Raw genomic sequence first — 9,113 nt, forward strand, 5'->3', positions numbered from 1 at the left:
ATATCCCGCTGGTAATGACAGCCACAGGCACGGTGCTTTGCGTCGTGCTGTTGTTGCCCAGCTGGCCATTGGTGTTCAGCCCCCAAGAGGCCACCGTGCCGTCTGAACATAGCGCCAGACTGTGGGAGTTGCCCGCTGAAACTGCGATGACGGTCTTGCCAGACAAGACGCCACTGGTGGTCACCGCCACCGGCACACTGCCGCTGCTGGCTGTCGCGTTATTGCCTAACTGGCCGTTGAAATTGGAGCCCCAGGCAGCGAGCGTTCCATCAGAGCAGAGGCCCAGAGAATGACCGCCTCCTGCGGCGTGGGCGATGAGAGTTTTGCCATCCAAGGGTGTCCCTGTGGTGGTGCCCGGCGTGGGGACTGGAAAAAGAAATGCGGCGCCATTCCCCAGCTGGCCGTTGGAATTGCTGCCCCACATGGCCACCGTGCCATCGGAACACACGGCAGCACTGTGGTTTTGCCCGGAAGCGACCATGGACACCGTTTTACCCGTCAAAGCGTTGCTGCTGACACTTACCGCAATCGGTACTGTGCTTTGGGTCAGGCTGCTGCTGCCCAGCTGGCCATAGGAATTGAGCCCCCATGCGGCCACCGTGCCGTCTGAACATCGAGTGAGACTGTGAGAACCACCCGCTGAAACTGCGGTGACGGTCTTGCCAGACAAGGCGCCGCTGGTGGTAACCGTCACAGGGACGGTGCTTTGCGCCGTGCTGTTGTTGCCTAGCTGACCGTTGGTGTTAAGCCCCCAGGCGGCCACCGTGCCGTCAGAGCACAGCGCCAGACTGTGGGAGTTGCCCGCTGAAACTGCGATGACGGTCTTGCCAGACAAGACTCCACTGGAGGTCACCGCCACAGGGACGTTGCTTTGCGCTGTGCTGTTGTTGCCCAGCTGACCGTTGATGCCAGTTCCTCAAGCGACCACCTTGCCGTCTGAACACAGCGCCAGACTGTAGGTATTGCCCGCTGAAACTGAGATGACGGTCTTGCCAGACAAGACTCCGCTGGTGGTCACTGCCGTAGGTACGGTGCTTGTCGTCGTGCTGTTGTTGCCCAACTGGCCAAAGAGATTTTGGCCCCAGACGGCCATCGTCCCATCTGAACATAGCGCCAGGCTGTGGGAGTCACCTGCTGAAACTGCGATGACAGTCTTGCCTGCCAGCGGTGTACCTGCTGTGACGACAGCTGTCGGGACGGTGCTTTGCGTCGTGCTGTTGTTGCCCAGCTGGCCATAATTGTTGTAGCCCCATGCGGCAACTGTGCCGTCTGAACACACTGCCAGACAGTGGGTGCCTCCGACTGAAACTGCGGTGACTGTCTTGCCGGCCAGGGGGGTGCCTGAGGTGGTGACTGCCACCGGCAGATTGCTGGTGGCAAAGGTGCCGTTGCCCAGCTGGCCGTATACGTTGTTTCCCCACGCAGCCAGCGTGCCGTCTGAGCAAAGCGCCAAAGTGAGGTTTGGCCCATTAGCAACGGCAGTGACCGTCTTGCCTGCCAGCACGCCAGCAGTGTTCACTGCCACGGGTGATGGGGAGGTGGTTGTCACACTGTTTCCCAACTGCCCATAAGCATCCGCCCCCCATGCCAGGGGCCGGTTGCTGGCCCACACCAGCACAAGGTCATTACCCGTGCCGCTGTAGTAGTTCGCCACAAAGGAATAGCTCAGACCATTGTAGCTCAGGTTCACTGCCTGCCCCTGCGTCAGATTGCTGAAAGTTCCGCTGATGAAAGGCAGGCCGGTGTTGTTCACCACTTTGAGGTTGGTGCCGGTGGTCGGGGCAAAGTTGAGGGTGAAATTCACCGTGTTCCCTGTGGCGGTGTAGCTGCTGGCACTCACCGGCACGTCGGTGGCGGTGTTCCAGGTGGCATTCACCGTCGCCGCTTGTGTGGGCAGCGCCAGGGCAAGGAAAATACAGGTCGAGTATAAGAAACAACGCGCGGTGAATGTCATGCAAATCGCTTATAGCAGTCACGCCTACAAACGGGCAAGGTAATTCATTCACCGGCTCTGCCGCTGTGAATTTAAGAAGCGGACATGGCTGAAGCCATCACCGCCTGGCCGCGCGCCCTGCACTGCGGGCACGCGGTTCGCTGACAGACGGTGCGTGTAGGGAAATGCCGGCACTACTTGCGCGCTTCCGCCTGGGCCTTGTCCATCACTTCCTTGAGGGTGACCTCGGCTCCGCCGCGGCGTTTGCTCTCGTCGGCGGCTTCCATAAAGGCGTAAATTTCCAGTGTTTCTTCAGGGCTCACAGGAGCGACGCCGGTGCGAAAAAAGTGCACGATGGAGTAGAGCAGGGGATCGTAGCCGTCGTAGGTGCCGATGGCTGCCTCGCCCTTCTCACCGATGGCCTTGCCACCGTAGCCTTTGGATTCTGTGAAGGTGCCGGTGCGGCCGCCTTCCCAGGTGCCGGTGACGGTGATGCGGGCGACGGTCTGCTTGGTCTCCACCTTCGTGACCTTGTCCACGGTGGTGACTTCCTCCATGACGGTGCCGCGCTTCACGCTCTGGCAGCCGGTGCCCATGACGGTGAAGAGGGACTCCACGCCGTGGATGCCATACCAGAAGAGGTCGGGGTGGTGGGGCTCCAGGCTGGCGGGGCTGGTGGTGCTGGCCTGCTTGACCTTGCCGATGCTGCCGCCGCGCACGGCCTGCGTGCCTTTGCCAAAGCGCAGCGAAGAGGAGGAAAATACGGGAATGCTGGCCTTCTTGGAGGCATCGAGAATCTTGATGGCATCGACGAGAGTGCCCGCGATGGGTTTGTCGAGGAAGACCGGTTTGTGCGCCTCGATGCACGGGAGCACCTGCTCCAGATGCACGCGGCCGTCGTTGGATTCGAGGAAGACCACGTCCACTTTGTCGAGCAGTTCATGGATGCTGGGGACGATCTCCACGCCCAGGGCCTTGACCTTCTCCGTGTACTCCGGCACGCGCTCCGTGCTGGAGGGGATGTCCTTGGAGCCCTGCGCATACGCGGCCACGAGGCGCACGCCCATGACCTCCGGCTTCTGCGGCGTGGTGTTCAGCGTCTTGGTGAAAGCCAGCACATGGGAGGTGTCCAGCCCGATGATGCCGGCGCGGATGTTCTGGGCGCTGGCATGGAGAGAAAGCAGCGCGGAAGCGCCGACGACGAAGAGCAGGGTGCGAATCATGGCCGAGGACTACGCAGCACGTGGGGCGGCCTTTCGGCAGGGTTTCGGGGAGAAATTGCCTGCGTAGGAGAAACCGCCGCTGCGCAGCACAAAAGGACTGAAACAGGTGCGAAAAAGCGGTGGGGGCAGAGGTTGGCCGCAAAGAGGCGCAAAAAGCGCAAAAGGAGAAGGCGCTGTGGTTATTGAGGGCGGACAGACCTGTCTGTTTGGTCTGAACAGACCCATTCATTGCTGGTTCGACTCTGCGGAAGATGCCGCTTCAGGGGCTCATTTTTTTGCGCTTCTTTGCGGCCAATGATTCGGGCCTTCAGTGAGGCCTAGTACGCCTTACCGCTGCGGTTGCGCCACTAGTCTCATGCCAGGCGCTTGATGCCGAGTTCGGCAAACAAGGCATCGGTGCCACACTGAAACTCTGCACCTGAGATGAGTGTGACGCGCCCTTCTTTCACGTCCTTCACACGCTCGGTCACTTCGGCATCCCATACTGATTCAACAGCGTCAGAATCCTCTCCGATCCAAGGAATGTGTTCAATGATCACCGGCATGGCTTGATTGTATCAAACGGTACGCGGATTGTCGAGGGGGTGAATCACCGTGGCGAGGAGTCCTGCCGCACGCGTGGGAATCTGACCGTGCTGCCTAATCTGGCTCGTCGGGGGACTCTATGCGGCGGGCACGCGCATTCTGCGGCCACTCCCAAGTCGGACTTTTTTGCGCCTTTTTGCGTCTCTTTGCGGCCAATGATTCTGGCCTCAGCCACTTACCGCACGCCCACGCAATACACCGCCTTGTTGCTCCGCAGAATCAGCACGTCTCCGCTCACGGCGGGGGTGCCGTTGAAGTGGGTGGTGTCGCTGGCGAATTCGTTGGTGCTGAGCAGTTCGTAGGTGGGCTTGGCGGCGAGGACGAAGGCGCCGTTGCGGCGGGAGACGCAGATGAGTTTGTCGCCGATGAGCACGGGGGAGGCGTAGAAGGGCTTGCCGCCGCCGCGTGAGCCCATGGTGGCGCGCTCGCGGTAGATGTCCTTGCCAGTTTTGGCGTCGATGCAGAGCGCGAATCCCTGATCGTTGATGACGTAGAGGTGGCCGTCTTTGAGGATGGGCGTGGGGACGTAAGTGCTGGAGTTGCTGTCCCACAGGATGGCCTTGGGGCCGAGATCGCCTTTGCCGCCGATCTTGATGGCGGTGCTGCGTGTGGCGGGGAAACCGCCGAAGACATAGACGGTGTCGCCACCGGGGACGAGGCAGGGGGAGACGTTGCCGGTGAGGCCGTGGGTGGCATACCAGCGCAGCTTGCCGGTGTCGGGATTCATGCCCCATAGCTCCTGCGGCACGGCGATGACGAGATCGTCCCCGCCATCGCGCTTGAGGATGTTGGGCGTGCCGTAGGCCATGCCGAAATCGCCCTCGGCTTTCCACACGATTTTGCCGGTGGTTTTGTCGAGGCCGAAGATCGTCTGGGACTCGTCGTTGGCGTTCACGATGAGCAGGTTTCCATGGATGATCGGACTCGCTGCAGAACCCCAGCGCCGCTGGCCGGAGTTGGTGCCGCAGGAGGTCTGCCAGAGCTGCTTGCCCTGCAGGTCAAAGGCCAGCGCGCCGCTCTTGCCGAAGAAGACGTAGACGCGCTCTCCATCGGTCACGGGCGTGTGGGTGGCGTAGCCGTGCTCGGTGATGAAGCCGGTGAAAGGATCCTCCGCTACGGCGCTGGGCACCTGGGCATCCCAGAGCACCTTGCCATCGGCGCGGTTGAGGCAAATGAGATGCCGCACGAGCTGGCGCATGTCGTCCGCGCCCGGTTTGTCGCCGTAACCGGTCCAGCAGGTGATGAAGACGCGCTCGCCGAGCACGATGGGGCTGGAGGCGCCGGGGCCGGGCATTTCCGCTTTCCAGAGCAGGTTCTCCGTGTCGCTCCACTTCAGCGGCACCTTCGATTCCGTGACAATGGCCGCCCCCGTGGGCCCGAGAAAGCGCGGCCAGTCATTGCCAGCGGCAGTGAGCAGGGAAGGCGTGGCGAGAGCGAACGTGAGGGCGGAAGCGAAGGCGCGGGAGAGCAATTTCATGTGGGGAGAGATAACCCGGGGAGGACGGGAAAGTTACGCGGGGGATGCAGGCTGTGGAGCGCGGAATTTATTCCGCAGCACTCCGCAGCAGGTGGCGCTCCGAGTTTCACGTGCCGGCCGTTCACACCGAGGATTGGTCTGTTTGCGCGATGCCGTGTGGAGTCCCACCCGCTGGGGGCTTGCGACCCGCTGCGGACTGAAGTCCGCGCCCTGGACTGCTTGCCGAATTCGCAGCAACGGGATAAGTTCGCCCCAGCCATCAAACAATGATGATCGCCGATTCAATGTCCCCGGAACACCTTGCTCGATTCATGGATCTGGTCAGCGTCAAATATGGCGTGTGCCTGTCGGTCGATGCCCGCCGCTCCATCCTAGACCGTGAGGTGCTGGAGATGAAGGAGATCCCCAGACTGCTGCTGGAATGCGAAGGCCCGGGCGAATGGTGGGATCTACATCTGTTGCGAAGCATCCGTGACGAGCTGTACAGGTTCAGCTCGGCCTGCGAGAGCATGGACGAGTGACGAGTCCATGAAAGCGCGTAGCGCTGCCATGATCGTTCGGCGCTAAGCCGGCTTATGAATTTCAGGTCCGGAAGCGCGTAGCGCTGGCATAACGGTAGCCGTGGGTGCCAACCCACGGAACCGCGTGGCCCATGCCGTTCGAATCCCGAGGAACCGCGTAGCGGTGACACAAACCTCCGCATCAGCCCAAGTCCACGATCACGCGATGTATCGGTCGTCGTATTTGATGCGGGCCTCATCCAGCATTCGACGCAATTCCCCCAGAAAATCCGTGTGCTGATGATGCTCCTGCTGGTCTTTGATATAACGAATCACAGCATCCTTTTCGCGGACCGAAATCGTGAAGGCACCGTAGCCGTCCTGCCAGCCGTCAAATCCAGGGAAGATGCCCTCCTGTTTGATCCACCGGCTGGTGTTCGCTTTCAGCTCGCGCATGTAATCCGCCAGAGACAGCGAGGTATGCAACGTCATCAGGATGTGAACGTGGTCATCCATCGCGTTGATGCGGTGAAGGTGGCAGTTCAGGCCCTGATGAACGCCCCAGACGTAACGAAAAAATTCCTCCCGCCGGGTTTCCCGCAGAACCGTGGCACGCTCCTTGGTGGAGAACACGATGTGATACAGGATCTGCGTGTAGGTATTGGCCATGGCGGAGGCGATGGGTGCGGCGGAGATTTGTGTCACCGCTACGCGGTTCCACCGTTCTGGCAACGGTGGGTTGCATGCCTACCGTGGGTTTCACCCACGGCTACCGTTATGCCAGCGCTACGCGCTTTCGATCCAATGGTCGTCGGGCTGGCCGTATCGCGTGGGTGAATACCCATGGAGGATCTGGACAACCAAAATGCCAGGAGGTAAAACGGCGCCAGACCACCACCAATCACTCTGCGGAAGCCGAGGCAAAATGAGATGCCTCGGTGTGGCCGCAGTCTACCTAAATATAAAACCAGCGTCTTGCAAGAAGACGAAAAACTCCTTCAACTTGGATTCCAGAGTTATGTTGGCACAGCAGAACTTCAGCCACCATACCCTTTCAGGGTTTTGGGGCTTTACATCGCGGTCCTGCCTGGTCAGAACCGCCATCATTTCCAAGTCATCAAAGACGGCCACAAAGCTACGGCTGCCCACGTCAAAGCAAGTGGCTTCAAAGCGAGTCCTGAGGACTTCAAAAATCTCTTGGGCGGATTTTTCACCCAGGAGCGATGAGTGTCTTTGGAACCCATCAACCTTGTCAGTGTCTTTCTGATAGTACCAGACCTTTTGCTCATCGGCTGAGCCATATTCACTCACAAGTCTGAGCGAGGACTCAAGAGTGCACTCAAAACTCAGCGTGGGCATCCCTGCTCTTAGCAGAAACATCCGCCCTGAACCTGTGTCACGAGCAATTAGATTCCCATCAATGGAGTCACCTATGACATTGCAGCAGGTGTACTGGCTCATGGGAAACCCCGCGTAGTTTTCCTCCAGATCAGTCCGGTCGATTTTGTGGGACAAGGTTACGGGCTCAAAGAGCCGCCAGTAGTCGCATAGCATCCCGGAGCCCAGCCGGGTGAACAGATCAGTAAGGCAGTTGTTTGAGCCGTCAGCGCCCTGCTCATCGGGACTGGCTCCGGCAAAAAACACCTCAATTCCTGAAGAGATTTTACCCATATTCAGAATGTGATTTGTTCAGCGCCCCCGCCCCTCACACCTCCACCGGCACCGGCTGCGGGGCCTGAAACGCGGACATTGAAAACCGCTTCATCAGCGAGCCCGCCGCCACGTACCCGAAGCCGAAGAAGAACAGCAGGAGGAAGGGAATGCTGCCCCACTGGCCGCGCTGGGCGGCGAGGGCGATCATCCAGCCGAAATAGCCGGTGAGCAGGACTTCGATCCACAGGGCGATGGACTTGCCGGCCTTGTAGCGGGAGCGCTGCTTGCTGGCCTGCGCTTTGTTTTCCATGCCGTATTTCGGCGTGCGGACGAATTCGGACGACTGATTGAGCAGAGCCTCCAGCACGGCCTTGCCGTTGTTGATGCTCATGCCGATGCCGAGGGCGAGCAGCATGGGCACATACGGCAGGGTTTTCAGCCAGCCCCAGCGGCCCTGGGCGCCCTGTGCGGTCATGTAAAAGATGATGACGCTGAGGGAGGCAAAGAAGAACACGGGCACGTCCACAAAGACCGCCTTGTGCCAGCTGCTGCCCATCACGAAATTCGCGGGATACATCAGCACCAGGGTGCAAAGCGTGAGCAGGTAGGCGAAGTTCGACGTGAGGTGGGAGGTGGCCTCGATCTTCAGGCTCAGGGGGATGTCGCTGCGCCACACGTTGCCGAGGGTCTTTTTGCACACCTGGATGCTGCCCTTGGTCCAGCGGTGCTGCTGGCTCTTGAAGCCGTCCATGTCCGGCGGGAGCTCGGCGGGGACGACGACGTCCTTGAGGTAGATGAATTTCCAGCCTTTGAGCTGCGCGCGGTAGCTGAGGTCCAGGTCTTCCGTGAGGGTGTCGTGCTGCCAGCCGCCGCCGGTTTCGATGGCGGCCCGGCGCCAGATGCCGGCGGTGCCGTTGAAGTTGAGGAATTCGCCGTGGCGGCTGCGGGCCGTCTGCTCCAGCACGAGGTGGCCGTCGAGGAAAAGCGCCTGCAGCTTGGTGAGCAGGGAGAAATTCTTGTTCAGGTGCCCCCAGCGCGCCTGCACCATGCCGACTTTCTCGTCGGTGAAGTGGTGGATCACCTGCTTGAGGTAGTCCGGGGCGGGCTGGAAGTCGGCGTCGAAAATGCAGATGTACTCGCCCTTGGCGGAGGCCATGCCTTCGTCCAAAGCGCCGGCTTTGAAGCCGTTGCGGTTCGTGCGGTGGCGATACTCGATGTCGTAACCCTTGGCCTTCAGATCGGCGGAAAGCTTCTCGGCGTGCGGGGCGGTTTCGTCCGTGGAATCGTCCAGCACCTGGATCTGCAGGCGGTCGCGCGGGTAGTCCAGGGCGCTGACGGTGCGCAGGAGGTTTTCCACCACGTGGAGCTCGTTGAAAATGGGGAGCTGCACGGTGATCACGGGCAGCTCGGCGAACTCATGGGGCGGCACCGGCACGTCCGCGCGGTGTTTCCAATAATGGTATAACACCTTGATTCTGTGCGCGCCAAAGGCGGACAGGGCGGTGAAAACAAGGATGTAGCTGGTGAACCAGAAGAAATTATCCCACACAATCATATCGGAAGAGGAAGCAGGGCACGGGGGCGCATCAATCTCCACCAGTTACCAACAATCAAGCAGCATTTCGGGTGCCAGTAGGGGCGGGATTTTTAAGCGCGACGTGGAGGCGGGCGCTGCGCGTGCGGGAAAGCGATGGTTAGAGGGGAGGGGATGCAGCGCTCCGGACCGTAGGATGGGTGTGGCG

General features: G+C 60.4%; 9 protein-coding genes. 1 reads left to right on the forward strand and 8 read right to left on the reverse strand.

Going from position 1 to position 9,113, the window contains the following annotated elements; translation table 11 throughout:
• The 5 genes from WAW39_RS11655 to WAW39_RS11675 all read right to left on the reverse strand — a co-directional run.
• A partial coding sequence (locus WAW39_RS11655; RefSeq protein ID WP_422318947.1) for an RCC1 domain-containing protein occupies positions 1-859 on the reverse strand: 859 nt, incomplete at its 3' end.
• Positions 860-916: 57 nt separating this feature from the next.
• Entirely contained in the window at positions 917-1,954 is a 1,038-nt protein-coding gene (locus tag WAW39_RS11660) for an RCC1 domain-containing protein (protein ID WP_422318949.1), read from the reverse strand.
• 173 nt (positions 1,955-2,127) lie between these two features.
• Positions 2,128-3,156, reverse strand: coding sequence for a Gfo/Idh/MocA family protein (locus tag WAW39_RS11665; protein WP_422318951.1), 1,029 nt, complete (start codon positions 3,154-3,156; stop codon positions 2,128-2,130).
• Positions 3,157-3,509: 353 nt separating this feature from the next.
• Positions 3,510-3,701, reverse strand: a complete 192-nt coding sequence (locus WAW39_RS11670; protein WP_422318953.1) for an addiction module protein — start codon at positions 3,699-3,701, stop codon at positions 3,510-3,512.
• Between the two features lie 215 nt (positions 3,702-3,916).
• Positions 3,917-5,218, reverse strand: a complete 1,302-nt coding sequence (locus tag WAW39_RS11675; protein WP_422318955.1) for a PQQ-binding-like beta-propeller repeat protein — start codon at positions 5,216-5,218, stop codon at positions 3,917-3,919.
• Positions 5,219-5,484: 266 nt separating this feature from the next.
• Here WAW39_RS11675 and WAW39_RS11680 point away from each other — a divergent pair, with 266 nt between their 5' ends.
• Complete coding sequence (locus WAW39_RS11680; RefSeq protein WP_422318958.1) at positions 5,485-5,739, forward strand: hypothetical protein; 255 nt, start codon at positions 5,485-5,487, stop codon at positions 5,737-5,739.
• Between the two features lie 198 nt (positions 5,740-5,937).
• Here WAW39_RS11680 and tnpA read toward each other — a convergent pair whose 3' ends face one another.
• From tnpA to WAW39_RS11695, 3 genes are all read right to left on the reverse strand, one after another.
• Positions 5,938-6,423: an IS200/IS605 family transposase gene (tnpA, locus tag WAW39_RS11685; RefSeq protein WP_422318960.1), complete on the reverse strand. Its 486-nt coding sequence runs from the start codon at positions 6,421-6,423 to the stop codon at positions 5,938-5,940.
• 246 nt (positions 6,424-6,669) lie between these two features.
• On the reverse strand, positions 6,670-7,389 hold the full coding sequence (locus WAW39_RS11690; protein ID WP_422318962.1) for a hypothetical protein: 720 nt from the start codon (positions 7,387-7,389) through the stop codon (positions 6,670-6,672).
• A gap of 34 nt (positions 7,390-7,423) precedes the next feature.
• The gene (locus tag WAW39_RS11695) at positions 7,424-8,926 is read right to left on the reverse strand and encodes a cellulose synthase family protein (RefSeq protein ID WP_422318963.1); all 1,503 of its coding nucleotides are present in this window, start codon (positions 8,924-8,926) and stop codon (positions 7,424-7,426) included.
• Positions 8,927-9,113: the final 187 nt, after the last annotated feature.

Origin of the sequence: Prosthecobacter sp., assembly GCF_049294395.1 — a bacterium.
Lineage (GTDB): Bacteria > Verrucomicrobiota > Verrucomicrobiia > Verrucomicrobiales > Verrucomicrobiaceae > Prosthecobacter.